The 26,394-nt window shown below is 41.7% G+C and carries 26 protein-coding genes; 12 read left to right on the top strand and 14 right to left on the bottom strand.

Annotated features, from left to right (window positions below; translation table 11 throughout):
* The first annotated feature begins 76 nt into the window (after nt 1-76).
* Complete coding sequence (gene cysK / locus DQN58_RS00220) at nt 77-1,024, top strand: cysteine synthase A (RefSeq protein WP_006719223.1); 948 nt, start codon at nt 77-79, stop codon at nt 1,022-1,024.
* Nucleotides 1,025-1,099: 75 nt separating this feature from the next.
* Here the strand turns inward: cysK and DQN58_RS00215 are convergent, their stop codons facing one another.
* From DQN58_RS00215 to epmB, 4 genes are all read right to left on the bottom strand, one after another.
* Nucleotides 1,100-1,681, bottom strand: coding sequence for a uracil-DNA glycosylase family protein (locus DQN58_RS00215; RefSeq protein ID WP_006719222.1), 582 nt, complete (start codon nt 1,679-1,681; stop codon nt 1,100-1,102).
* A gap of 107 nt (nt 1,682-1,788) precedes the next feature.
* Complete coding sequence (locus tag DQN58_RS00210) at nt 1,789-2,166, bottom strand: MliC family protein (protein WP_006719221.1); 378 nt, start codon at nt 2,164-2,166, stop codon at nt 1,789-1,791.
* Between the two features lie 61 nt (nt 2,167-2,227).
* Nucleotides 2,228-3,436, bottom strand: coding sequence for an opacity-associated protein OapA (gene oapA, locus DQN58_RS00205; protein WP_032997970.1), 1,209 nt, complete (start codon nt 3,434-3,436; stop codon nt 2,228-2,230).
* A gap of 169 nt (nt 3,437-3,605) precedes the next feature.
* The gene (gene epmB / locus DQN58_RS00200) at nt 3,606-4,625 is read right to left on the bottom strand and encodes an EF-P beta-lysylation protein EpmB (RefSeq protein ID WP_006719219.1); all 1,020 of its coding nucleotides are present in this window, start codon (nt 4,623-4,625) and stop codon (nt 3,606-3,608) included.
* Nucleotides 4,626-4,656: 31 nt separating this feature from the next.
* Between epmB and efp the strand changes: the two genes are divergently transcribed.
* Nucleotides 4,657-5,223: an elongation factor P gene (gene efp, locus DQN58_RS00195; protein WP_005544066.1), complete on the top strand. Its 567-nt coding sequence runs from the start codon at nt 4,657-4,659 to the stop codon at nt 5,221-5,223.
* A 58-nt stretch (nt 5,224-5,281) separates the two neighbouring features.
* Here the strand turns inward: efp and DQN58_RS00190 are convergent, their stop codons facing one another.
* Nucleotides 5,282-5,788 (bottom strand): DUF2301 domain-containing membrane protein, encoded by a 507-nt coding sequence (locus DQN58_RS00190; protein WP_006719216.1) that lies wholly within the window; start codon nt 5,786-5,788, stop codon nt 5,282-5,284.
* Nucleotides 5,781-6,512 (bottom strand): UDP-2,3-diacylglucosamine diphosphatase, encoded by a 732-nt coding sequence (gene lpxH, locus DQN58_RS00185; RefSeq protein ID WP_006719215.1) that lies wholly within the window; start codon nt 6,510-6,512, stop codon nt 5,781-5,783. Before lpxH ends, DQN58_RS00190 begins: the two co-directional genes overlap by 8 nt.
* A 108-nt stretch (nt 6,513-6,620) precedes the next feature.
* On the opposite strand from lpxH, the gene DQN58_RS00180 reads away from it, so the two are divergent.
* The 5 genes from DQN58_RS00180 to DQN58_RS00160 all read left to right on the top strand — a co-directional run bounded on the left by DQN58_RS00180 (nt 6,621) and on the right by DQN58_RS00160 (nt 11,223).
* Nucleotides 6,621-7,373, top strand: coding sequence for a 1-acylglycerol-3-phosphate O-acyltransferase (locus DQN58_RS00180; protein WP_032997968.1), 753 nt, complete (start codon nt 6,621-6,623; stop codon nt 7,371-7,373).
* Entirely contained in the window at nt 7,374-8,786 is a 1,413-nt protein-coding gene (locus DQN58_RS00175) for a multicopper oxidase domain-containing protein (RefSeq protein WP_006719212.1), read from the top strand. It begins immediately after the preceding gene.
* 107 nt (nt 8,787-8,893) lie between these two features.
* Complete coding sequence (locus DQN58_RS00170) at nt 8,894-9,082, top strand: hypothetical protein (protein ID WP_006719211.1); 189 nt, start codon at nt 8,894-8,896, stop codon at nt 9,080-9,082.
* A gap of 40 nt (nt 9,083-9,122) precedes the next feature.
* Entirely contained in the window at nt 9,123-9,713 is a 591-nt protein-coding gene (locus DQN58_RS00165; RefSeq protein WP_006719210.1) for a Slam-dependent surface lipoprotein, read from the top strand.
* A gap of 70 nt (nt 9,714-9,783) precedes the next feature.
* A complete protein-coding gene (locus tag DQN58_RS00160) occupies nt 9,784-11,223 on the top strand; it encodes a surface lipoprotein assembly modifier (protein WP_006719209.1) in 1,440 nt (479 codons plus the stop codon).
* Nucleotides 11,224-11,374: 151 nt separating this feature from the next.
* Here the strand turns inward: DQN58_RS00160 and DQN58_RS00155 are convergent, their stop codons facing one another.
* The 4 genes from DQN58_RS00155 to focA form a co-directional block, all read right to left on the bottom strand.
* Nucleotides 11,375-12,238, bottom strand: a complete 864-nt coding sequence (locus DQN58_RS00155; protein ID WP_006719208.1) for a DMT family transporter — start codon at nt 12,236-12,238, stop codon at nt 11,375-11,377.
* A 142-nt stretch (nt 12,239-12,380) separates the two neighbouring features.
* Nucleotides 12,381-13,121, bottom strand: a complete 741-nt coding sequence (pflA, locus tag DQN58_RS00150; RefSeq protein WP_006719207.1) for a pyruvate formate lyase 1-activating protein — start codon at nt 13,119-13,121, stop codon at nt 12,381-12,383.
* A gap of 163 nt (nt 13,122-13,284) precedes the next feature.
* Nucleotides 13,285-15,597: a formate C-acetyltransferase gene (pflB, locus tag DQN58_RS00145; RefSeq protein WP_006719206.1), complete on the bottom strand. Its 2,313-nt coding sequence runs from the start codon at nt 15,595-15,597 to the stop codon at nt 13,285-13,287.
* 86 nt (nt 15,598-15,683) lie between these two features.
* Nucleotides 15,684-16,535, bottom strand: a complete 852-nt coding sequence (gene focA / locus DQN58_RS00140; RefSeq protein WP_006719205.1) for a formate transporter FocA — start codon at nt 16,533-16,535, stop codon at nt 15,684-15,686.
* A 309-nt stretch (nt 16,536-16,844) separates the two neighbouring features.
* Between focA and hinT the strand changes: the two genes are divergently transcribed.
* The 5 genes from hinT (at nt 16,845) to DQN58_RS00115 (ending at nt 23,017) form a co-directional block, all read left to right on the top strand.
* Nucleotides 16,845-17,195: a purine nucleoside phosphoramidase gene (gene hinT, locus DQN58_RS00135; protein WP_032997967.1), complete on the top strand. Its 351-nt coding sequence runs from the start codon at nt 16,845-16,847 to the stop codon at nt 17,193-17,195.
* Nucleotides 17,195-17,548: a YcfL family protein gene (locus DQN58_RS00130; protein WP_006719203.1), complete on the top strand. Its 354-nt coding sequence runs from the start codon at nt 17,195-17,197 to the stop codon at nt 17,546-17,548. Before hinT ends, DQN58_RS00130 begins: the two co-directional genes overlap by 1 nt.
* Nucleotide 17,549: 1 nt before the next feature.
* A complete protein-coding gene (gene nagZ, locus DQN58_RS00125; RefSeq protein WP_006719201.1) occupies nt 17,550-18,596 on the top strand; it encodes a beta-N-acetylhexosaminidase in 1,047 nt (348 codons plus the stop codon).
* A 1-nt stretch (nt 18,597) separates the two neighbouring features.
* Nucleotides 18,598-19,773: a 23S rRNA (uracil(747)-C(5))-methyltransferase RlmC gene (gene rlmC / locus DQN58_RS00120; protein ID WP_006719200.1), complete on the top strand. Its 1,176-nt coding sequence runs from the start codon at nt 18,598-18,600 to the stop codon at nt 19,771-19,773.
* A 229-nt stretch (nt 19,774-20,002) separates the two neighbouring features.
* The gene (locus DQN58_RS00115) at nt 20,003-23,017 is read left to right on the top strand and encodes a TonB-dependent siderophore receptor (protein ID WP_006719198.1); all 3,015 of its coding nucleotides are present in this window, start codon (nt 20,003-20,005) and stop codon (nt 23,015-23,017) included.
* Nucleotides 23,018-23,094: 77 nt separating this feature from the next.
* On the opposite strand, the gene pfkA is transcribed toward DQN58_RS00115, so the two are convergent.
* From pfkA to yaaA, 4 genes are all read right to left on the bottom strand, one after another.
* The gene (pfkA, locus tag DQN58_RS00110; protein ID WP_006719197.1) at nt 23,095-24,060 is read right to left on the bottom strand and encodes a 6-phosphofructokinase; all 966 of its coding nucleotides are present in this window, start codon (nt 24,058-24,060) and stop codon (nt 23,095-23,097) included.
* Nucleotides 24,061-24,122: 62 nt separating this feature from the next.
* The gene (locus tag DQN58_RS00105; RefSeq protein ID WP_006719196.1) at nt 24,123-25,043 is read right to left on the bottom strand and encodes a cation diffusion facilitator family transporter; all 921 of its coding nucleotides are present in this window, start codon (nt 25,041-25,043) and stop codon (nt 24,123-24,125) included.
* Nucleotides 25,043-25,603: a hypothetical protein gene (locus tag DQN58_RS00100; RefSeq protein WP_032998197.1), complete on the bottom strand. Its 561-nt coding sequence runs from the start codon at nt 25,601-25,603 to the stop codon at nt 25,043-25,045. Before DQN58_RS00100 ends, DQN58_RS00105 begins: the two co-directional genes overlap by 1 nt.
* Nucleotides 25,604-25,608: 5 nt before the next feature.
* Nucleotides 25,609-26,385, bottom strand: coding sequence for a peroxide stress protein YaaA (gene yaaA, locus DQN58_RS00095; RefSeq protein WP_006719194.1), 777 nt, complete (start codon nt 26,383-26,385; stop codon nt 25,609-25,611).
* Nucleotides 26,386-26,394: the final 9 nt, after the last annotated feature.

The following is a 26,394-nucleotide window of genomic DNA, read 5'->3' as shown; positions in this document are numbered from 1 at the left end:
AATAGCTATTTTTTTATTGTGAATTCTCGTGTTAAAACTAGCGCCATAAAATATTCCTTATGGTTTGGAGAACAGTATGACTATTTATAACGACAATTCTTATTCTATTGGCAATACGCCGTTGGTGCGTCTAAAACATTTTGGCAACGGCAATATCGTGGTAAAAATTGAGGGACGTAACCCAAGTTTTAGCGTGAAATGCCGTATCGGCGCGAACATGGTTTGGCAGGCAGAAAAAGACGGTTCTTTGACGAAAGATAAAGAAATCGTGGATGCGACCAGCGGGAATACCGGTATTGCTTTGGCCTATGTAGCAGCGGCACGCGGTTATAAAATTACGCTCACCATGCCGGAAACTATGAGCAATGAGCGTAAGCGTTTATTGCGCGGTTTGGGCGTGAATTTAGTCCTTACCGAAGGTGCTAAAGGCATGAAAGGCGCGATTGCCAAAGCAGAAGAAATTGTGGCATCTGATCCAAGTCGTTATGTGATGTTAAAACAGTTTGAAAATCCGGCAAACCCGGAAATTCACCGTAAAACCACCGGTCCAGAAATCTGGAAAGACACTGAAGGCAAAATTGATGTATTGGTTGCCGGCGTGGGTACTGGTGGTACCATCACCGGGATTTCCCGTGCCATTAAATTAGATCATGGTAAACAAATTATCTCTGTTGCCGTAGAACCGGCTGAATCACCGGTGATTACTCAAACTCTTGCCGGTGAAGAAGTTAAACCGGGTCCACACAAGATTCAAGGGATCGGCGCAGGCTTTATTCCGAAAAACCTCGATCTTTCCTTAATTGATCGAGTGGAAACGATTGATAGTGAAACGGCGATCGTGACTGCCCGTCGTTTGATGGCAGAAGAAGGGATTCTTGCCGGTATTTCTTCCGGTGCGGCTGTCGCTGCGGCTGATCGCTTGGCGAAACAGCCTGAATTTAAAGATAAACTGATTGTGGTGATTTTACCGTCTGCGGCAGAGCGTTATTTAAGTACCGCACTTTTTGACGGCATTGAAGTGTAATAAAGGAAAGCAAAATAATGTTTGGTAAAAAGCCTGTCATTTGACAGGCTTTTTTGTATGCCTTATTTACATCACTTAAGGGGCGAGGATTTGTTTAACCCGTTGTTGCAATGCCGGGATGACTTCTTGCACAAACCAAGGATTTTTAGCCAACCACAACTGATTGCGAGGGGAAGGATGCACGAGCGGCAAAAAGTGCGGTAGAAATATTCGGTAATTTTTTACGGTTTCTGTCACATTAAGTTTGTTCTGCGGCAGATAATATTTTTGTGCGTATTGTCCGATCAAGATGGTCAGTTCAATATGAGGTAAATCCGCCAGAATCTGTGAATGCCATTTTTCTGCAAAGCCTTTGCGAGGTGGCAGATCGCCTGATTTGCCTTTCCCCGGATAGTAAAAATCCATCGGAATCACCGCAAACAAGCCGGAGTGATAAAACACTTCACGATCGACACCCAACCATTCACGTAGGCGATCACCGCTTTGGTCATTCCAATACAAACGCGTTTGTTCTGCTTTGGTGCCAGGTGCTTGTCCGACAATGTTTATGCGGGCAGTTGTCGGGGCGGAGAATAGCGGCTCAATACCACGTTCGGTGAAGGAGCGATTTTGCGGATCGCACATAATGGCGTTTTTGATTTGGGGCAGCGTTGACATAATGGCGTTTTTAATAAAGTTTTTGTGTGGGATTAAAACTCAATAAACCGGGTTATCCGGCTTATTGAAGAAAAAGTGCGGTGGTTTTTTACGGTGTTTTCACGCTATTAATGTGGCACACATTGTTCTGCGAGAACTTCCCCAACACTGGTTTTTAAGGTGGAAACATCTTTGCGTTCTAACCACACCCAATGAATGTTTGCATAATTTCGCCCATTTTCCGCAATTGTCGGGCTTAGTTTATGGGTTACATTGTTAAACGTTAAACTGATGGAACGCGTTTTGTTTTTTTTGTGCTTGGTAGTGTGAAACACGATACGAACGATTTTGTCGTCCTTGCAAAGGTATTCCTTCATCTCCCCTTTTTGAGTGGCTTTTTGTAAAACCGGCTGTGGCGGTTTTTCGGAGGCTTTAGGTTCTATTGGCTTGGAGGTGCAAGCAGCAATACCCAGTAACATCAGTAATATAAAGCTCGCTCTTAACATAATGTGTACCCTTCTAAATGGAATAAGCGTAGTTTTGACTACGCTTATTGAATTTTACGGATTATTTTTTAAATTGGTAGCTACCGTCAGCTTGGCGAACAAAGCGTGCGCCATTGGAAAGGCGAAGCTCGTTAACACGACCTTGTGCATTGATAGTTACCTGAACTTTATCGCCCGGTTTGAAGCTACTTAGCGCGTTGCCGGCACCATTGGCTTTTATCATGGCATTCACATCAGCAATTGGCAAGTTGTTATTACGAAATACCTGCATTAACGAGACACCTTGTGGAACGACTAAAGTTTTGCTTCCTGCACTCGCATTAACTGTTTTAGTCGTTGCCGGTTTCGCTTCTAAAATTTCAACAACTTGTTTCTCGGTTTTCGCACTTTGAGCTTTTGCCGGTTGATTTTTAGGCTCAACTTTTTGTGGTTTTTCAGCCGTTTTTGTTTTCACCGGTTCCGGTTTTTTCACTGTTTCATGTGGTGTGCTTTGAGGTTTGACCATCTCTTGTGGTTTTGCCTGTTCCACGGTTTTTGGTTGTTCCGCCGGTTTATTTTCGGAAACCGAATTCATTGCTTGAGGTTCTGCTGCCGGGGTATTTGCCATCGGTTCATTGCTTTGTGCAGGAACAATATTTTCAGCGGTATTTGGCTGTGAAACGGCATTCGTTGGGTTATCCAATACCGTTGGCTCATTCACTTGTGATTGATCTAATTGTTGGAATTGAATCGGTACGTCATTGTTGCTTTGTTGCTCATAAGATTGCACTGTATCTGAACTTGGTTTCATCCATAAAATGAACATAAGTAGTAGCACAAGGGCCAAAATGGTGACAAAAAGACGACGATGTTTTTGCGGTAGCATCGCTAACATTGGCCAGGTTTCAGGGTTTTTAAGGCTGACGACCGGTTTTTCTACGCTTTCTGTTTGTGGTTTTGTTTCATTTGTTGCTGCGGAGTCGACAACCACATTCGTGGTTTCGAGGGATGCTTCTTCTGCAATAATGGTTTCTTCAGATGACGTTGCACTTGCCACAGCTACATCTGCTGGGGCTGAATCACCAAATACCGGCTCTTTACGAGTAGCGAATTGATTTTCTGTATTTTTTTGTTCTTTTTTAGCGAACATGCCTTTGGCTTTTTCAAAGAAGGATGGTTCCGGTTTTGTCGGTTTTTTCGGGGTGATTGGTTCCATTTGATTAAAACCTAAATCCAATTCATTTTGCGCCGGATTATTTTCATTTTCCGGGGTTATTTTTTCAGAATCCACAATATACCTCTGATTAACGAATGATAATCTGCCGTAAAGTGCGGTCGTTTTTCTCAACGTTTTTTTCGGTGATGAACGAAGTGAGAAATCGAATTTATTACGACAGAAATTGATAAGTAAAAAATCGCGCCTATTCTAAAACATCTTTTGCTTTTTTGATACCGTCTTATCAAGACGAATATAAGGTTTTATTCGGTTCTCCACCGATTTCTCGGGCAAGTTTCGGTACTAAATAACCGGAGCTAATGCGTTGTAATTCTTTATAAATTTTCAGGGCTCGGGCGTCATCTAGATAAAAATGCGTTGCGCCTTCGACTTTATCCAACAAATGCAAATAATAAGGCAAAATACCCACTGAAAATAAGCGGTCACTTAATGTTTTCAGAATTAGTGCGTCATCATTCACATTTTTGAGTAAAACCGATTGGTTTAATAAAACGACGCCGCAATCCTTTAATTTTGCCATGGCATGGGCAAAATCCGCATCAATTTCATTGGCATGATTGACATGGGTGACCAAAATTTTTTGCAACCGGGTTTGCGCTAAAAGCCGACAAAATGTATCGGTTATCCGTTGTGGAATGACGACCGGCAAACGGGAATGAATACGGAGACGCTTTAAGTGCGGTATGTTTTCTAAGTGTTTTATCAGCCACTCGAGCTCATGATCTTTTGCCATCAGCGGATCGCCGCCGGAAAAAATTACTTCCTCAATTTCAGGGCGTTCTGCAATATATTGTAACGCTTTTTGCCAATTTTGTTTGGTGCCTTTGTTGTCTTGATAAGGAAAATGACGGCGGAAACAATAGCGACAATTCACCGCGCAACCCCCTTTTACCATAAATAACAAGCGATTATGGTATTTGTGCAAAATGTTGGAGACGACGTTTTTATCTTCTTGTTCTTCCAACGGATCTTTGCTAAATCCTTCGGCTTGTAAAAACTCATCCGCAGAAGACATGACTTGTAAAAACAAAGGATCCTTTGGATTGCCCTTTTCCATCTTTTCTACAAAAGGCAGCGGCACGCGCATGGCAAATAATTTGCGCGCTTCTATGTCTTGTTTGAAGGATTCAAGAGGGAGTTCGAGGTGTTGTAATAAAATTTTCGGATCGGAAATCCCGTTTGCCAAATGTGTTAGCCAACTTTGTTCTTCTCTAATCGGGATGTTTTGATGTAGAATAGCCACTTTTAAAAAACAATCTTTTTTTGAGGATAATATGGCTACATATACTACCAGTGATTTCAAACCAGGTCTAAAATTTATGCAAGACGGCGAGCCTTGCGTGATCGTTGAAAATGAGTTCGTTAAACCCGGCAAAGGTCAAGCTTTCACCCGCACCCGTATTCGTAAATTAATTTCCGGCAAAGTATTGGACGTAAACTTCAAATCCGGTACTTCTGTTGAAGCTGCTGATGTAATGGATTTAAACTTAACTTATTCTTATAAAGACGATGCGTTCTGGTATTTTATGCACCCAGAAACATTTGAACAATATTCTGCAGATGCAAAAGCGGTAGGCGATGCAGAAAAATGGTTATTAGACCAAGCCGATTGTATCGTGACATTATGGAACGGTGCGCCAATTACGGTAACTCCGCCAAACTTCGTTGAATTAGAAATCGTTGACACCGACCCAGGTCTTAAAGGCGACACCGCAGGTACCGGCGGTAAACCGGCAACATTAAGCACCGGTGCTGTGGTGAAAGTGCCATTGTTCGTACAAATCGGTGAAGTGATTCGCGTTGATACCCGTTCCGGTGAATACGTTTCTCGCGTGAAATAATTTTTTCTTGCATAAAAATAGCCTACATGATGTAGGCTATTTTTTTATCTGAAATTTATCAAACCTGATATTTGCTTTTATCGCCAATATCAAAATGCAACGGCATGCGCCATTTTTGAATGCTTAATAGCAAAATGAGAATACCGGTCACAAAGCATAATAAAGTGCTTAACCAGGTGGCATTGAATAATAAGGCAAACCATAAAAGCGCAAAAAATACTGGTTGCAGATTTAGTGCAAAGACACGGAAACAAAAATATTCTTTATAACTTAATCCGCCGAGGACCAAAAATGCCGCACCGAGCGCCAGTTGCGGAAAACCTAAAACTTGGCATAGCAACCCTACCCACATGGCAAATTGAAAAATATAACGGAAGTTTTTCATATATAAATGGACGCAAGCGGCACATAAGGTCGCTGCGATAAGCAAACCAAAGTGTGCTGTTGTGGGATACCAAGGCAGCATAAACAACATTGGAACGGCAAAGACAAAGCCTAAACGATAAATGATGACTGTTGTGTAATCCCAACGATCCATCGGCGATTTAATATGCGGATCAGCCATTTTTTCTCCTTAATGTATCATTAATAAATTCGATTGAATGGGGCGTGACTTCTAAAAGGGAAGATGTTTCTCCCCAATCACCCAGCACGATACGATGAAAGTGCGGTGGAATTTCATGGTGTTTTTGGCGATGCGTATGCCCATGAATCATTTGTGTCACATGAAATTGTGTAAAAATTTGCTGCACAAAAGCGGCATTCACATCCATGATTTCCGTCGATTTTAATTGTTTATCTTGGCGGCTTTTCGCGCGAATTTTCTCTGCGATTTTTAACCGCACTTTTAACGGTAAATGCAAGAACAGCCACTGGCGCCAATTTTGATGAACTTTTTTGCGATAGTGTTGATATTTCACATCGTCCACGCAAAGGGTGTCGCCGTGACATAAAAGGGTGGGCGTGCCATATAAATCAATGACTTGATACGTTGGCAGTAACGTCAGTCCGCACGCATTAGCAAATTTTTTGCCAATCAAAAAATCCCGGTTACCGTGCTGAAAATAGCATGGCACGCCTTTTTCTGTCAGATGTCTGATGAGCTGTTGCACTTCGCTGATGAGATCGGATTGTTCATCATCGCCAATCCAAAAATCAAATAAATCGCCCAAAATATAGAGTTTTTCTGCTTCTGGCGCTTGTTCTTGCATAAATTGACGAAACAGGGCTAATAAGTGCGGTCGATTTTCGGAGAGATGTAAATCCGCAATAAAATAGGTTTTTTGCATAGAAAGTCAATTAAAAAATTTTTGATTAGATTAGCACATTTCATCGTTATGAATACACTTAACGAGCTAATTTCGTTATACTTACGCAAATTTTTAAGGGGCTTTATCATGCTAAAAATCGCCAGAATTTTCATCATTGTTATTTGTTGTATTCTTATTTGTATCCTCGGCACGCTTTATTCTTTCATTCGTTTCCGTAATCCGAGTAATGTGGGCATTTTTGCCCGTTGGTTTGGTCGGTTACATCCACTGTTTGGTTTGAAAGTGGAACATCGTTTCCCGGCGAATGCCGATAAAGTGGGTCGTTGCATTTATATCGGCAACCATCAAAATAACTACGATATGGTGACCATTTCTTACATGGTCATGCCTCGTACAGTTAGCGTCGGTAAGAAGAGTCTGATTTGGGTGCCGTTTTTCGGTATTTTATATTGGGCAACGGGCAATATTTTTCTCGATCGTGATAACCGCTCTAAAGCGCATAACACCATGTCGGAATTGGCTCGTCGTATTAATGAAGATAATCTGTCCATTTGGATGTTCCCGGAAGGAACGCGTAGTCGCGGACGCGGGTTATTGCCGTTCAAAACTGGGGCATTCCACGCCGCCATTGCCGCCGGTGTACCCATTGTGCCTGTCGTTTGCTCTACAACACACAATAAAATCGATTTAAACCGTTGGGATAATGGCACGGTGATTTGTGAAATGCTGGAACCTATTGATGTGTCCGGCTACAGCCGTGAAAATGTGCGTGAATTAGCGGAATATTGCCATGATGTAATGCAAAATCGCATTGCTGAATTGGACCATGAAATCGCACAAAAAGCAATTGAACAGAAAAACGAGAATAAGCAGGCATAAATGAAACATTGCTCCCGTCGTCAGCTACTCAAAACAACGTTATTTTCTACCGCACTTTTTGCTGTGCCGTCTCCGTTATTGGCGGCAACACGCCCAGCTTTGAAAATTCCGCCACTCTTTGAAGTTCGACGGGGTAAGCCGATTTTTCTGAATATGCAAAATACCCAAGCACCGTTATTGCCAGGAAAACGTACCGAAGTGTGGGGTTTTAACGGTAGTTATTTAGGGCCAACCATTAAAATTAAGAAAGATGATTTTGCCAAACTGAATTGGAAAAACAATTTACCGCAATTTGTTGCGATGAATATCCAAGGCTTACAGGCATCGGGCGAACTTATTGGTGGTGTGGGTAAAAATTTACAAAAAGGTGAAACTTGGGCACCGATTATTCCGATCAATCAGGCACCGGCAACCTGTTGGTATCATGCTTGCACCCTTGCCAATTCAGCGTATCAAACTTATCGTGGCTTGGTCGGCTTGTGGCTGATTGAGGACAAAGAGAGTACTAAATTGGGATTGCCGCAGAAATATGGCGTGGATGACATCCCGTTAATTTTGCAAGATATGCAACTCAATAGTGATGGTGCACAACTTTTTCAGCAGAATCAAGGCACTTTTCTTGGTGAACGATTGTTAGTCAATGGGCAGGAAGCTCCTTATTTCAATGTACCGCGTGGTTTGGTGCGTTTACGCATTTTAAATGCGTCTCTTTCCCGCACTTATGAGCTTCGTTTTGAGGATGAGCGGGCGTTTACATTGATTGCACAAGATCTTGGTTTTTTACCACAAGGCAAAACCTTAAATGTGCTCAAAGTCGCACCGAGTGAGCGTGTTGAGCTTTTAGTTGATTTGAATGACGGCGACAATGTTTCTCTCATCGTGGGGAAAAAACGTGATTTTATTGATAACATTCGTTATTTCTTCGGTTCAGAAGGGGAGTTAATTGACAATACGGTTTTGGAACTACGTCCGGACAGCTTAGCCGGTGCATTCGCACAAAAAGAACAAACATGGCAATTTGCCACCGATGCGCCAAGTCTGTTATCTGCTAAAGTGCAACAGGAACGGGCATTTCATGTGGATGTCACTAATGCCACCATTAACCGGAACCGTTTTGACCCGCGTCGTTTAGATGTTTCGGCAAAACTAGGCAGTGTTGAACGTTGGACGTTAACCGCTTCCGCCGCGGTAGGATTTGCGTTGCGAGGGGTAAAATTTATTGTGGAATCCATTAACGGTAAAGCGTTGGAAGAAAGCGAAATCAGCTGGAAAGACAGCGTGTTGATTAATGGCACAGTGACTATTTTGGTGAAATTCGATAACACCTCCTCTAATAACTATCCTTTTACTTTTGGTGCTTCTGATCTAATGTTGGCGGATAAAGGCTGTATGGGATTAATGTTGGTGCAGTAGCTGTATTTCTTTTAGGCAATGTGGTAAGATTCGCCGCCCTTTGGCCTGAGGATTATTCTTTCAATCTTCTGAGCATGGTATTTACTTATAACTTAAAGGTATCATTTATGAAAAACTCAATTGTTAAATTCACTTTAACTACACTAGCCGTGTTAACTTTGGCTGCTTGTGGAAGTGGCGGTGGTGATAGCTCACCATCATCTTCTTCTGTGAATAATACTCAAAAACAACAAGCGGAATCTGTTAAACCTACAGTACCGTCACAGCCGACGACACCAGAGAAAAAAAACGACTAAAGAAAATCAAAGTACAGATGAAAAATCTACAGGAGGTGCTTTGGTCATTTCAGGTCAGGATGACAAAGTTCAAGTTAAAAATGTTGTGCTTACTGATTCAAATATAAAGGAATTAAGCATTGATGGGCGTAGAATTAAACTAGCTTATCCTGGAATTTATGCAGATGGTTGGCAAATTGTAAATGGTACAAACGTTTGCTGTGGAAAATATGAAAATGTTCGTATTGGTGCTGTTATGAGCCAAGGCCCTGGAGAATCTGATATTATCTTCTACAATGGCATTCCAACAAAAAATATGCCTCAGAGCGGTTCTGTGTCCTACAAAGGAGATAGCATCATTTCTGGGGCTGATATTAATGATGAAGATTATGTATCTGGAAAATCTAACTTTACTGTGAACTTTGATAGCAAAAAACTTAGTGGTTCTATTACCGCAAATTCAATGTCTGCAATTAACGTAAATGCTGATATTTCAGGCAATAGTTTTAAAGGTACGGCTAAATCTTCCCAATTTACTTCAGAAGGTAAAGTTGAAGGTAAGTTTTATGGAAATAACGCGGCTGAATTAGGTGGTTTAGCTAAAGGGAATGACAATTCCTGGGGAGCTGCTTTTGCTGGTAAGAAACAGTAATCTCCCATAATGAACAATAAAGCAAGCCATGTGCTTGCTTTATTTATTTTGAGTATACGGTTAAAACGATATGATGAAATTACCCTTATTCTTTAGTGTGATTGGTGCATTGGTGTCAATTTCGGTGGCTGCAGAAGTTGCTACACCGAAGAGCGCCTCACCCGAAGAACGATTAAAGCTTGCTACCCCTCGATTGCCTCAACATGAAACAGTGGAAGAATCTACTTCAAAAGAAAATACGCTTTCTATTACGAAAGAAGAACTTGCTAAACGACCTGATTTAATTATCCGCGGATTGATCCCTGCATTGTTGCAAAATAATGTGGACGTGGTGGCATTGCTGTTTCCGTTATATCAGCAGCAACAACCGGCGCAACAAGATCCGTTTTTGCTGGCTTGGGGGGAAGCTATGATGGCAACGCATCAAGGGGATTATGCATCGGCGGTGCAACAATACCGTGAATTATTTGCGAAACGTCCTGAAATTTTGCAGTTGCGTTATCAATTAGCCCATGCGTTGTTTTTGAATAACGATAATGAAGCGGCGAAAGATCAGTTCCAAAAACTCCGTGCGGAGGTGAATGATACTTCATCACAGCAGATGATCGACCAGTATTTGATTGCGATTAACCAACGAGATCAGTGGAAAATTAACGGTGGTATCAGTTTTTTAAACGAATCCAATATTAATAATGCGCCCAAAGCGGGCACCCGTATTGGGGCGTGGAAAGCTTGGGAGAGAGAACAGGCGCATGGGTTGTCTTATTATGTTGGTGCCGAAAAAAAATGGTCGTTGCCTCATCAGTTTTTTGCAAAACTGGTGTTAGATGGGCAAGGCAAATATTATTGGGATAACAAAAAATATAACGAATTTAATGCTCGAATCGGTGCCGGTTTGGGTTATCACACGGCAAATACCGAACTCTCTTTCCTGTCTTTCACTGAGCGACGTTGGTATTCCGGCGGTTCTTCCGGCAGTGATGCCATGAAACAATATTCTAAAAATTCCGGTGTGCGTGTTGATGTGATTCATTGGCTCAATAAATCATGGCAAATTTCGACCGCACTTGAATATGGTGAGCAACGTTATGCCTCGCGTAAACATTTAAATGGCAATAATTATTTGTGGTCGAATACGCTCTTATTTTTGCCTTACAGCGGACAATATTGGTATATTGGTGCGGATTATAATCGCGAAAATACGCGTGATCTCGATAACGCCTATCAACGTAAAAATGTACGTTTAGGTTGGGTGCAAGAATGGCCGTTGGGCATTTCCAGTCGTCTTTCTGTCGCTTATGCAAGACGGGCTTATAAAGGTGAAGATTTACTTGGCATTCGTCAAAAAAACAACGAATATCAAACTAATGTCACTTTATGGCATCGTAACGTGTATTTTTGGGGCATTACGCCGAAAATTACCTGGTCTTACCAAAAAAATGACAGCAATCATCCATTTTATCGCTATGATAAAAATCGGATTTATTTAGAAATGAGTAAAACGTTTTAAGGCGTTTTAATAAAACGGATGAATATATTGTAAAAAATTTATTGGTACTGAATTTAACTAAATTAGTTTAGCTATTTATTTACTATATTCATTCCATTCATTATATACCTCTTGAAATACAATAGCCGAGAGTTGCTAATAAACCTACAGATTAACTTGCACGGCGTAGCAAACGCGGATAAATGCTGGAAATTAGGGTAGTACTGACGACGGCTAAAATGCCTAACCAAGAAAGCGGGCTGATGTTTTCACCGAGTAATAACACGGCCAATATAATGGCAAATACCGGTTCTAGGGAAACTAAAATGCCGGCGAGATTGGAATCAACACTGTTAATGCCTTTATTCCATAGATAATAAGCAAGCCAACTACAACCGATCCCGATATACAGCAACCCAGCGAGCCCCAGCCAGTTCCAATGAATTTCCCAGCTTTGCGTCAGCCATAGGGTGAATGGGAGGCAAGTAATGGTGCCGAGCACGATGCTACTGGTGGTGTAAACTTGCGCGGTCAGTTGCACAATAATTCTTTGTGTCCAGCGCAGACAAGCTGCAAATACGATGCCGGCGAGTAACACTAAACTGCAACCGAAAAGGCTAATATTGCCGGTTTCTTCTCCCCCATAAATTAATAATACAACGCCTAAAAATGCAACGAGTCCGAAGATCCAATGATGTGTTTTGGCTTTGTCGCCGAAGAAAAAGTGTCCGATAAGTACCACGAGGAAAGGTTCTAAACCGAGCATTGTAGAGGCACTGGACGCAGATGTATGGCTTAATCCGATGAATTGTAAAAGGAAAATAGCCGGATAATTGAGAAACCCAAGCCACCACACTTGTGGGCGAACTGTTTTGGGAACACGCTTCCAAACTCGTACAAACATCGGGAAAACAATAAAGCTGGCGATGATCAGACGCATTTGTACCATTAACACCGGATCTAGCATCGAATAGGTGTATTTGCCGGCAACAAAAGAGCTGCTCCATAAAAACAGCGCAATGAGAATGTAGCGCATAAGAAATCCTTGAGGAAGTAGATTAGAGATTATTGTAGTGCGCTTTTAACGTAGCGTAAATGTGAAAGGCGTTTTATTTATGGTTTAAAAGTGCGGTCATAAAAAGGAATGTTTTTTGAAGATCGGGTTGCCCCGATCCAACTTAATATTTGACGATATGACCGTAGCCTTCGAGGATGTTTTTGATGTGCTCTAGAGATTCTTTCGTTGGCGGGTTTACCTCTTCCAATTCATATTTTTCCCCCATGGCTGCCCATTTATGTGCGCCAAGACGGTGATAAGGAAGGAGTTCTACTTTTTCAATGTTTGTCATACCTTCGATAAATTGACCGAGTAAATGTACGTCATGGTCAGAATCTGTATAGCCCGGCACGACAACATAACGAATCCAAACCGGTTGGTTACGTTTTTGTAAATATTTGGCAAATTCGAGCGTACGCTTATTGGAAACGCCAATAAGGTTTTGATGTACTTGATCGTTGAGCTCTTTTAAATCAAGTAAAACGAGATCTGTTGCATCAATGAGTTCATCAATCACATGATCGTAATGACGTACAAAACCGTTAGTGTCTAAGCAGGTGCTGATACCTTCTTTTTTACAGGCTTGGAACCAATCACGCACGAATTCCGCCTGTAAAATTGCCTCACCACCGGAAGCTGTCACACCACCGCCTGACGCATTCATAAAATGACGATAGCTGACCACTTCTTTCATCAGTTCTTCCACAGTAACTTCTTTGCCACCATGCAAATCCCAAGTATCGCGGTTATGACAATACTTACAGCGCATTAAGCAGCCTTGCAAAAACAGAATAAAACGAATGCCCGGGCCGTCAACGGTGCCACAGGATTCATAAGAGTGGATTCTTCCTACAACTGACATGTATTCCTCAATAAATCGTCACGTTATTCGTTAAAAGTGCGGTCGTTTTTGTAAATGTTTTTAATGACCTAGCTATGTTTACAAAATTGGGATGTCCCCAAAAAAATCAGACCGCTTACCTTGCGGTAAGCGGCTGAAATATTAACACACTTTTATCACGAAATTACATTGATTGTGTAAATGTACGGGTGATAACGTCCTGTTGTTGCTCTTTGGTTAACGAGTTGAAACGTACGGCATAACCGGAAACACGAATGGTTAATTGCGGATATTTTTCCGGATTTTCCATCGCATCTAACAACATTTCACGGTTCATCACGTTAACGTTCAAGTGTTGACCGCCTTCCACTTCCGCTTCGTGGTGGAAGTAACCGTCCATTAAACCGGCAAGATTGCGTTTTTGTGCTTCGTATTCTTTACCTAAGGCATTTGGTACGATAGAGAAGGTATAAGAAATACCGTCTTTCGCGTAAGCAAATGGTAATTTAGCCACAGAAGTTAAAGACGCTACCGCACCTTTTTGGTCACGACCGTGCATTGGGTTTGCACCCGGTCCGAATGGTGCGCCAGAACGACGACCGTCCGGTGTATTACCGGTTTTCTTACCATATACCACGTTAGAAGTGATAGTAAGTACAGACTGTGTCGGAGTTGCGTTGCGATAAGTTTTGTGGGTTTGAATTTTCTTCATGAAACGTTCAACTAAGTCACAGGCGATGTCATCTACGCGAGGGTCGTTGTTACCAAATTGCGGATATTCACCTTCGATTTCAAAGTCAATAGCGACATTAGATGCCACAACCTTGCCCTCTTTATCTTTGATATCGCCACGAATTGGTTTGACTTTCGCGTATTTGATTGCAGCTAAAGAGTCGGCTGCAACGGAAAGTCCTGCGATACCGCAAGCCATAGTGCGATAGACATCACGATCATGGAATGCCATTAATGCGGCTTCATAAGCATATTTGTCATGCATGAAGTGGATGATGTTCAAGGCGGTCACATATTGTGTTGCCAACCAATCCATGAAACTGTCCATGCGGGTCATTACGGTGTCGAAATCAAGCACTTCATCTTTGATTGGTTCGGTTTTCGGACCGACTTGCATACCGTTTTTCTCATCGATACCGCCGTTGATTGCGTATAGCAAGGTTTTTGCCAAGTTCGCACGGGCACCGAAGAATTGCATTTGTTTACCCACTACCATTGGTGATACACAACAAGCAATCGCATAGTCATCACTGTTGAAATCCGGACGCATTAAGTCATCGTTTTCATACTGTACTGAGGAAGTATCAATAGACACTTTGGCACAGTAACGTTTGAATGCTTCAGGTAATTTTTCAGACCAAAGGATAGTTAAGTTTGGTTCCGGAGATGGGCCCATAGTGTAAAGGGTATGTAAAATACGGAAGCTATTTTTGGTCACTAATGTACGACCGTCTAAGCCCATACCACCAAGGGTTTCGGTTGCCCACATTGGGTCACCGGAGAACAATTGATCGTATTCAGGAGTACGTAAGAAACGTACCATACGAAGTTTCATGACTAAGTGGTCGATTAATTCTTGTGCTTCTTGTTCGGTGATTTTGCCGTTTTTCAAATCACGTTCGATATAAATATCTAAGAAGGAAGAAATACGACCGAAAGACATTGCCGCACCGTTTTGTGATTTCACCGCTGCTAAGTAAGCAAAGTAAGTCCATTGAACAGCTTCTTGTGCGTTAGTCGCCGGGTTAGAAATATCGAAACCATAAGAGGCTGCCATTTCTTTCATTTTGCCTAATGCGCGATGTTGTTCAGCAATTTCTTCACGTAACTGAATAGTCGCTTGAATGTCTTCACCACGTTCTAGTCTTGCTTGGAGTGAGTCGAATTGTTTTTTCTTATCGGCCATTAAATAGTCGATACCGTAAACGGCTAAACGACGATAGTCACCGATAATACGACCACGACCGTAAGCATCCGGTAAACCGGTTAACACGCCTGATTTACGGCAACGAAGGATATCCGGTGTATATACATCGAACACACCTTGGTTATGGGTTTTACGATATTCAGTGAAAATATGTTCTACTTCAGGATCTAATTGACGACCATAAACTTCACAAGAGCCTTTAACCATTTTGATACCACCGTATGGCATAATGGCCCGTTTTAACGGGGCATCAGTTTGAAGACCAACGATTTTTTCTAATTCTTTGTTGATATAGCCAGGTTTGTGAGAAGTGATGGTTGATGGGTTGTCTGTGTCAAAATCTAACGGCTCGTGCGTTTTGTTTTCGATTTTGATTCCTTCCATGACTTTATCCCACAACGCAGTTGTTGCAGGGGTTGCATCGGCTAAGAAAGATTCATCTCCTTCATACGGTGTATAGTTTTTTTGGATAAAGTCACGCACGTTGACTTCATTTTGCCAATCACCACCGACAAAACCTTCCCAAGCCTTTTGTTGAGCTTCTGTTAATTGAGTCATAACATTCCTCTTTTAGATTATTGATAAAAATAAACCTGTTTAGGAAGGAAACGAACGACTTAGGTTTCCTTCCTTTTGTGAACCGATTAATGAGGTCGGTTGATTGACCATAAGGCCAATCCAATACAACAACCACCGCCAACAATGTTCCCCAATGTCACCGGAATTAAATTCTTCACCACAAAATGATAAAGATCTAAATCCGCGAACTGTTGAGGATCGATATTAATTGCTTGCCAAAATTCCGGGGCGCTAAAGTGTGCGGTCATAATTCCCATTGGGATCATAAACATATTCGCTACACTGTGCTCGAATCCTGAGGCAACAAACAAAGCAATAGGTAAAATCATAATAAATGCTTTATCTGTTAATGTTTTTCCTGCGTAGGTCATCCAAATGGCAATACACACCATCACATTACACAAGATCCCCAAACAAAAAGCTTCAAACCATGTGTGGTGAATTTTATGTTGAGCAGTCGTTAAAATAGTGAGTCCCCACTGCCCATTGGCTGCCATTGTTTGACCTGCAAACCAAATAAGAAAGACAATAAAAAGTGCGCCAACGAAATTGCCGAAATAAACCACTATCCAATTTCGCAGCATTTGAAAACTACTAATTCGTCCGCTTACACGGGCGACAGTTGTCATGGTTGATGAGGTGAATAATTCAGAGCCGCAAACCACGACCATAATCACGCCAAGAGAGAATACAATTCCGCCAACCAACTTGGTTAATCCCCACGAAGCACCGACATTTCCTGTTTGTGTTGTGGTGTAGAAAACAAATGCTAAAGCGATAAACGCGCCCGCCGGAATTGCAGAGAAAAAGGATAAAATCTGTTTCTTAGTGGCCTTATAAACGCCGACGTCTTCGCCAATTTGGCTTATTTCTGCCGGAGAGACCATACACGTTGTTTTGGACGTTTCGGTATTCATTTCAGAATTCCTTTTTTATAATTTGACCCAGTAAATACCGCCGTTCGCAACGTTGTATTACAAAAAAAGACCTAGAAACTTAAAAAAATTTGAAAATTTATAAGCTTTGTTAATTATATTTTCTTTCCCCCGCAAAGTAAAAATATTTCTCCTTTTTAATGCGAGAATTTTGTTCTTTGTCAATAATTAGATCGGTGTAGTAAACAGCCTTTCTCGATGACATCAAAGATGGTCTGATAAATTGCTATTTTAGTGGTTTTCTGTTAAAAAGTGCGGTCACAAAACGCAATATTTTTTAAGGAGAAAATCATGGCAGCAGAAACTATTTTCAGCAAAATTATCCGCAAAGAAATTCCTGCGAATATCGTTTATCAAGATGAACTTGTCACCGCATTTCGCGATATTGCACCACAAGCCAAAACCCATATTTTAATCATTCCAAACAAGCTCATTCCAACTGTAAACGATGTGACCGAACAAGATGAAGTGACCTTAGGTCGTCTGTTCACGGTTGCGGCTAAACTTGCTGCACAAGAAGGCATTGCGCAAGACGGTTATCGTTTGATTGTCAACTGTAACAAACACGGCGGACAAGAAGTGTTCCATTTACATATGCATCTCGTTGGCGGTGAGCCTTTAGGTAAAATGTTGGATAAATAATGAAAAAGTCTATTTCCCTTTTTTTTGTGACCGCACTTTTAGCGGGATGTAGCGCAAAGGCACCGACGTTATTAAATACGCAAAGCCCGATTTTAAACATTGAAGCCCCAGCAGCAGAAAGGCTGGAAGCGAGTGTTGATCGTGACAGTGCTTGGGTCAAAAATAAAACCGAACAGCCGGTCAACTTGGCTTACCGTCTGTTTTGGTATGACAAACACGGGGTGACCGTGACGGCTGAAGAGCCTGCTATTTGGCATAGGTTGGCATTGCAACCGCTGCAAAAACAACCGCTCACATTGGCTCGACCAACGGCGAATAGCGTCAATTACCGCTTATATCTCCGCTTAAACTAAAATGTCTACACTACTCATTGACTTAGCCGGTTACGAGCTGGAAAAAGAAGAAATCGAATTATTGGAACACCCTCTCGTGGCGGGATTGATTCTTTTTACTCGTAATTTTCACGACCGTGCGCAATTACAAGCGTTGATTCAATCTGTGCGACAAAAGGTGAAAAAGCCCTTGTTGATTACAGTGGATCAAGAAGGTGGGCGAGTACAGCGTTTTCGTGACGGCTTCACCCAACTTCCTGCAATGCAGGCGTTTTCCGCACTGATTGAAGATCCTATTGAACAACGGAAGATGGCATTTGAAGCCGGCTGGCAAATGGCGGCAGAGATGACCGCACTTGATATCGATTTGAGCTTTGCGCCGGTGTTGGATCTTGGACATCAATGTAAAGCCATCGGCGATCGCAGTTTTGGTTGTGAAATAAAAAGTGCGGTGAATTTAGCCAGCAATTTTATTCGCGGTATGCATCAAGCTGGCATGGCTGCAACGGGAAAACACTTTCCGGGACATGGTCATGTGATTGCTGATTCTCATTTAGAGACGCCTTATGATGATCGCAGTCAGGAAACTATTTTCAGTCACGATATTCAGCCGTTCCAGCAACTTATCGAACAAAATCTGCTACAAGCCATTATGCCGGCCCATGTGATTTATTCGCAATGTGACAACCAACCGGCGAGTGGCTCTAAATATTGGTTACAAGACATCTTGCGTGCTCAACTGAATTTCAACGGAGCCATTTTCTCTGACGATCTTGGCATGAAAGGGGCAGGATTCATGGGCGATTTTGTGGCGCGTAGCGAACAGGCGCTTAACGCAGGTTGCGATTTGTTGCTCCTTTGTAATGAACGGGACGGTGTTATCCAAGTTTTAGACAATTTAAAACTCTCAGAAAAACAACCGCACTTTTTGTTGCGCCAAAAGCGCCTACAAAGCCTATTCAAACGCAAAAAACTGACTTGGCCGGAACTGGAATGTGCCCCCCGTTGGTTGGAAAATCGTCAAAAACTAACTGCACTTCAACAGCAATGGCTGGCAGCGAAAAATTAATATGATGCAATGTGAACATTATCAACGAGGCGATTGTCGTTCTTGTCAATGGTTGGAATTGCCCTATGCCGTTCAACTGGAACAGAAAACGGCACATTTGCAACAGCAGTTGCAGGGTTTAGAAACGTCTCATTTGATTTGGTTTGCCCCTTTTCAATCTGCCCAAGAAGGGTTTCGCAACAAAGCCAAAATGGTCGTCAGTGGCGCAGTTGAACGCCCAATCCTCGGGATCTTGCCGAACCCGTTGGCGCCACAAAGTGCGGTGGATTTATGCGATTGCCCACTTTATCCACAACGTTTTCAAGCTATCTTTCCTCTTCTTAAAGATTTCATCGCACGCGCAGGCCTTGTGCCGTATAACGTGGCAAAGCAAAAAGGCGAATTGAAACATCTTTTATTGACAGAAAGCCAACACAGCCACCAACTCATGTTGCGCTTTGTGTTACGTTCGGAAGCCAAATTGCCGTTGATTCAACGTGAACTGGCGGGATTGCGTCAAAAATTGCCGCAACTTGCCGTCATTAGCGTGAATATCCAGCCGCAAAATGCCGCAATTCTCGAGGGTGAAAAAGAGATTTTCCTGACGGAACAACACACCTTACCCGAAAGGTTTAATCAGATTCCGCTTTTTATTCGTCCGCAGGGGTTCTTTCAAACTAACCCGCAGGTTGCTGAAGGGTTATACGGCACGGCACAACAATGGATAAAAGACCTGCCCATTCGTCAACTTTGGGATTTGTTCTGTGGTGTGGGCGGTTTCGGGTTACATTGCTTGAAAGCCTTGCAAATGCAGAACACGGAGCAACAAATTCACCTCACCGGCATTGAAATCTCCGCTTCTGCCATTGCCGCCGCGAAACTATCGGCACAGCAACTCGGATTGGAGAAGCAAGTTCATTTTCAATCTTTAGATGCGGCAAATTTTGCCTTGGCTCAAGCAGACAAACCCGATCTGGTTATCGTCAATCCCCCTCGTCGCGGCATTGGTCAATCGCTTGCTGAATTTCTCAATGAAATGCGACCGCACTTTATTTTGTATTCCAGTTGCAATGCCGAAACCATGGGCAAAGACTTGCAATCCCTTACCCATTATCAAATGGAAAAAATCCAACTGTTCGATATGTTCCCACATACGTCGCATTATGAGGTGTTAGTGTTGTTGAGATTGACGCCTTAACGTAATGTTTTGTTGATTTAGCTATTAGTGTTACTGAAAAAATAAACCGTTTTTAGGCTCACAAGTGAAGCTTGCAGGTGCTTTTAGCTATATTTTTGCTCTATAGGCCATACTGTCCTTTTGTATAAAAAGATATTTTATGAATAGTCATTTGGTTATCTTTTTTCTTTTCTATAAGAATAATAATTGTTATCATTAAATAAAAACAATTCTTATTTAGGAGCCAAAAATGCATCAATCTCGTCTTTCACCCCCATCTTATTTCCGCCTTAGCCTACTTTCTATTTCTTTATTTTGTACTTGCCAAACCGCGTATACGGAGGACAGTTTAGAGCAGATTAATGTTATTGAAGAAACTGATACTAATACCACTGAGGGTAGTCGTGGCTATACAATTAAGTCGATGAAAACAGCTACTGGACTAAAAGTTTCCGGTAAGGATACGCCACAATCTGTTAGTGTGATTACCAAAAAGCAATTAGATGACAAAGCTATTCATACTCTTGAAGAAGCAATGAAGAATACCACTGGTGTTAATGTTGTACGTGATTCAGGGTTACAAACTCGTTTTCTTTCCCGTGGTTTTTATGTAGATCAAATTGGTGAAGATGGTATTACGACTAATGTAGGTGGGCGTTCAGGTTATACCGCCAAAATAGACGTTTCTCCTAGCACGGATCTAGCGATTTATGATCATATTGAAGTTGTGCGTGGCGCGACAGGATTGACCCAGTCTAACTCTGAGCCTGGCGGCACAATTAATTTGATTCGAAAACGGCCTACAGACAAATTCCAACACCTAGGCGAAATAACGGTCGATCACCGAGGTAGTACCCGTACGGTACTGGACGTTTCCGGAGGTGTAAATCAAGATAATAGTATTCGTGCCCGTTTAGTTGGTGTAGGGGAAAAAGCAAAGTCTTTTAAAGATAATGTGCATGGTAAAAAAGGGCTAATTTATGGTGTCGCTGACGTGGATTTAGGCAATGTTGGCGTGTTAACCTTAGGCGGTATGTATCAGAAAATTAATGAAGTGCCGGATTTTTCTGGCGTGATATTACCTTGTGAAAATCCCCAAGTTGCTCCTTTTGCCTCCCGCCCGGCATGTAATAATCCAGTAAAACTTCCTCGAAATACCTATTTAGGACAGAGTTGGTCTCGTTTGAAGGGTGATAAATATAACTTATTTGCTAATACCAAATTTGTTTTTGATAACGATTGGGAGTTTAGTATTGAGGCGTCCTATACAAAAAATAATTCAGATGCAAAAGTTGGGCAATTTTTTATCAAAGATGAACATGCTGCCGGTTTGTCCGGTTCTGACGCGCAAGGATTTCTAACCGAGAAAGGTGAAATTATTCCTTTTGAGCCAAAAGACCAAGCACTTAAAAAATTAAAAGAATATCGTGACCAAGCAAAGAAAGAATATGAGCAACGTAAGGCAGATTATGCTCAAAATCAATTTAACCAAGGCGACTTTAATCAATATAGAAACGATCGGCTTGCAGCTCGTAAGAAAGGGTTTGATCAATGCATGAATGATATAGGTCTTGATTTTTTATGTAATGATTGGGCTGATCCTGGTATTGATAAAGATAAACAAGAATATATTGATAAAAAATTACAAGAAGCAGGTATTACTAACGATGCAGAAAATCGTTTTTCAAACTATCTCTACAATAGAGCTTATAACAATAAGGGTACAACTAACCGAAAATTTACATTCGCACCAATTCGACATATTAAAAAGGACGAACAATACGGGATTAAATTGAATTTAACCGGGCACTATAATCTTTTTGAACGAGACCATGATTTTTATGTAGGTTATGCTTATAACCATGAAAATATTCAATCAGATTTTGTTGAAATTTTTCAGAAACGTTATCGTATAAGTACTATTGATGAGGTTGGTCAAGTGCATCAGCATTTAGCCGGTCGTTGTGTTCCTAATGAGCAAGGAAATTATTATTCTCCAACCGATAAAAATCTTCCTGAACCGGATTGGGACAAGCATGATGAAAAAGGTGACCATATGCTTTATACACCAGATTGCCAACATGCTTATAAAATTAAAGTCGATAAAGACGGTAATATTTTGTATGAATTAGATAAAAATGGGCAAAAAATTCCGGAACGTGATAGTAACGGTAACATTAAGTATAAAAATGGTGCTTACGGAAATCCAAATGAAATTGTTTATAAGATGTTAAAGGAGCCGGATGACCATGTTTTAGCTCGCTATAACTATGCTAAATATTTCAATAAAAATGAAACACATGCAGTTATTTTGAGCACTCGTTTTAATGCAACGGAACGCTTCCATTTATTAGGTGGTGTGCAGTTTACCCATTTTGAGACCTCACAACGCAAAGAAACGCCGGTTTATAATGGTGAGCCAGCGACGCGCTATCAATCGCAATCAAATATTGATAAGGATAATGAGCACTATACTGCCAAAATGAAGGGGCATCATTTTACACCGTATGTTGGTATTACTTATGATTTGACGAATGAGCAGAGCCTTTATGCAAGTTATACTAAGATTTTTAAACAACAAGACAACGTAGATATTACCAGTAAAACGGTTTTACCTCCGTTAATTGGCACAAACTATGAAATCGGTTGGAAAGGTTCCTTCTTTGATAATCAGTTAAATAGCTCTTTGGCTTTATTTTCTGTTGAGCAAAAAAATCGTACTGTTGTTGATTTTGGATATATACCGGGAAAAAATGGCGCTGTCGGGTCATTCCAGACCATCGCAAAACCAATCGGACGCGTTGTTAGCAAGGGGTTTGAATTAGAGTTGGCTGGGAATATAACAGAAAATTGGCAACTTTTTGCAGGCTACACTTACAATAAAAGTAAATATAAAAATGCGGAAGAGATTAATAATGAACGGGCAAAAGGCGCTAAAGATCCTTACAACTTTAGTAATTTTACACCTGTTCAGATGTTTCGACTTGCCACCAGTTATCGAATTCCAAGTAGCAAATGGACGATTGGGGCCGGTATCTCTGCACAGAGCCCGACGAGTAGCTTATATGGCATTAAACAAGCAGGTTATACTCTGTTTGATGCCAATATTCAGTACGAGTTTAATCACCACGCCAAACTCAGTTTGATTGGAACGAATTTAGCGGATAAAACTTACTTTGAAAATAACTATAATCGTACCCGCGGGATGAATAATTTCTACGGACGCCCGCGTACTGTCATGATGAAATTTGATTGGCAGTTCTAACGAAATAAACAAAAAGTGCGGTCAAAATCCATTGTGTTTTTTAACCGCACTTTTGTTTTGGCTAAAAATAATAGTATTTAGTCTAAACGTTTAAACATCTTTAACCAATCTGCCTTGAATTCACGGCGCATATTATTGATAGCATCGATAATATCGTGGTGAACCAGCTGTTCATTTTGAATCCCTACACAATAACCGCCTTTGCCTTGAAGCAATAAGTCGATAGCATAGACCCCCATGCGGGAACCGAGGATACGGTCAAATGCACATGGTGTACCACCACGTTGGATATGGCCTAAAATGGTAGCGCGGGTTTCATGATGAACGCGATCTTCGATTTCTTTCGCTAATTCGTTTACGTCGCAGATTAATTCGGTGATCGCAATAATTGCATGACGTTTGCCTTTGATGATGCTACGTTCAATTTGGCGAATCAGTTCTTCGCGGTTAAATTCCACTTCAGAGGCCACAATGTATTCGCATCCGCCGGCAATCCCTGCAGAAATAGTGAGATCGCTGCAGTGGCGGCCCATGATTTCTACGATTGAAATACGTTGGTGGGAACTGGAGGTGTCACGTAAACGGTCTATAGCTTCAACCGCAGTTTGTAATGCGGTTTGGTAGCCGATGGTATAGTCGGTGCCGGCAACGTCGTTATCGATTGTGCCAGGAATACCAACGCATGGGAAACCGTGTTCTTCGGTCAATAATTTCGCCCCCATGTAGGAACCATCCCCGCCGATAACGACGAGAGCATCAATGCCGTGAGAACGTAAAATGTCGGCACATTTTGCCCGCACTTCAGGATCTTTAAATTCCGGGAAGCGAGCGGAACCTAAACAGGTACCACCACGGTTGATGATGTCGGATACACTGTAGCGGGTTAATTGCTTAATGTTGTTGTGGTATAAGCCATAATAGCCGTCATAGATACCATAAACTTCCAACCCTTCAGACAACCCTGCGCGAACCACTGCGCGAATTGCCGCGTTCATGCCCGGTGCGTCACCACCACTTGTTAGTACTGCAATTTTTTTAATCATAAGTTATCCCTTACATAAAGTTTTAATTTAAAAATCGGTTGTTTAGGTTAAACGTGCTCGAATTATAGCATTTTTTTTATGTGCTGCATTTCTTGTTGTACAACAAATGTGGGTTCCGGATGGATCACAATATCGCTGTGCGGGAACGTTATTTTTAACCGTGTTTCCAAATGTTCGGTGATGTCATGCGCTTCGATAAAAGACAGTTCATCCGCCAATTCAAGATGAAATTGAATAAAACGAATCGCGCCGGAACGACGGGTGCGTAACGCATGAAATCCGAGAATGCGCGGATCTTGGGCGATTTCTTGGTTAAGTACCGCGTTAATTTGTTCAATTTCCTCTGGCGGTAACATTTGATCAAGCAATAACTGCGTTGAACTAAACAGCATTTTGGCCGCATTTAATAAAATATAAAGGGAGATTAAAATCGCAAAAACCGCATCTGCCCATAACATACCGTGTACACTCAAGCCTAAGGAAATCAAAATGGCAAAGTTCATGAGCAAATCTGTTTGATAATGCAGTCGATCCGCTTTAATTGCCGGGCTATCTGTTTGTTCAATTACGCGTCCTTGGTACCACACTAATAATAGTGTCGCAAAAATGGAAAATACAGTGACCAACATACCAAGTATTGTATTGTTCAAGGCTTGCGGGGAATTAAAACGGTGTATGCCTTGCAGTAACAGGAAAATCGCCGAACCGGAGATAAACGCGCTTTGCACCAAAGACGCTAGGGATTCTGCCTTACCGTGTCCAAAAGAGTGATTGTGATCCGCAGGCATTAAAGCGAAACGCAAAATCAGCATGCTCATGAACGAAGCCAATAAATCCAACATGGAATCGGTGATAGAGGCGAGCATACTCACCGAGCCTGTTTGCCACCAAGCGATGCCTTTCACGATAATCAACACTAAGGCGGTGATAATGGAAAAATGCGCCGCCTTTTTGACTTGAGCGGAATATTCAGAGGCAGGCATTACGCTTTACACCCCAACAGCCAATTTGCTTTGCTCAGTTGTTTCATTTCTTTTTCAACCAAATATTTTTTCAAATGGTTGACTACACGTTTGCTGTTCATGTTGCCGAGTTTGTAATTTTTCGGAATTTTTAAGGAATACTGATATTGCACAAAACCACAAAATGGCAATTCCTTGCCTTTCGCCATGTCGATTTGCCAATCTTTGTTTTGTTCGGATGGCTCATAAATCACATAGGCGTATAACGTTTCGTCTTGACTATAAAGCTGAAAATTTTTCACGCCGGTGTTGGTATAAACCCGCTTGCGCAAATCAATCCGTTGTTGCAAGGTACGGTTTTGAAAGTTGCGATCGAGCAAAATCTCCACCGCACTTTGCCATTCTTTCGGTGTTTCGCCCGGCAATAGATAAACATAACGAGCAACACTGCCCAAATCCTGTTGGGTAGCCAGTTGATAGGTTTTATCGTTGTGTTGAATTCTTTGTGGCACGTCTAATTGTGAGTTGGAAACGCATGCTGTTAGGAAAAGTGCGGTCAAAATAACAAGTGTTTTTTTCATCATGTTTATTCCGCCAAATCCCGTTTAAAGACAAATTCCGTTTTAGTCGATGCCGCGCTGTCAAACCAGTAGCCGCCAAGGTCGAATTCCTTGAGCTGTTCTACGTCGCTAATGCGATTTTGAATGAGGTAACGACACATTAAGCCGCGTGCTTTTTTAGCATAGAAGCTAATCACTTTATACTTCCCATTTTTGTTATCTAAAAATACCGGTTTAATGATGTTAGCTTTGAGCTTGTGTTCTTGCACCGATTTGTAATATTCATCAGATGCCAAGTTAATGAGTGTACCGTTTTGCTGATCGATCGCTTGTTGCAATACAGGCGTAATGACATTATGCCAGAACGCATATAAATCCTTGCCTTTCGGGTTAGCGAGTTTTGTCCCCATTTCCAAACGGTATGGCTGGATTAAATCGAGTGGCGTTAATAAGCCATATAAGCCGGATAAAATACGCAAGTGTTGCTGGGCAAATAACACATCTTCTTCGTTGAGAGATTCAATGTCTAATCCCGTGTAAACATCGCCTTTGAACGCATAAACCGCTGCTTTGGCATTGTGTTCGTTATGGTTTTGTTGCCATTCGGCAAAACGGGCGGCATTGAGTCCGGCGAGTTTATCGCTGATTAACATTAATGAACCGATGTCTGCCGGTGTCAGTTCACGACAAATATCGATCAGCTGCTGGCTTTGCGCTAAAAAGTTCGGTTGAAAATGCGGAAGTTTTTTGGGCACTGCATTCTCAAAATCTAATGTTTTTGCGGGAGAAATAATCGCTAACATAAAAATTCC

The organism is Aggregatibacter segnis ATCC 33393, assembly GCF_900476035.1.
GTDB classification, from domain to species: Bacteria; Pseudomonadota; Gammaproteobacteria; order Enterobacterales; family Pasteurellaceae; genus Aggregatibacter; species Aggregatibacter segnis.
This window is presented reverse-complemented; position numbering and strand designations above follow the sequence as displayed.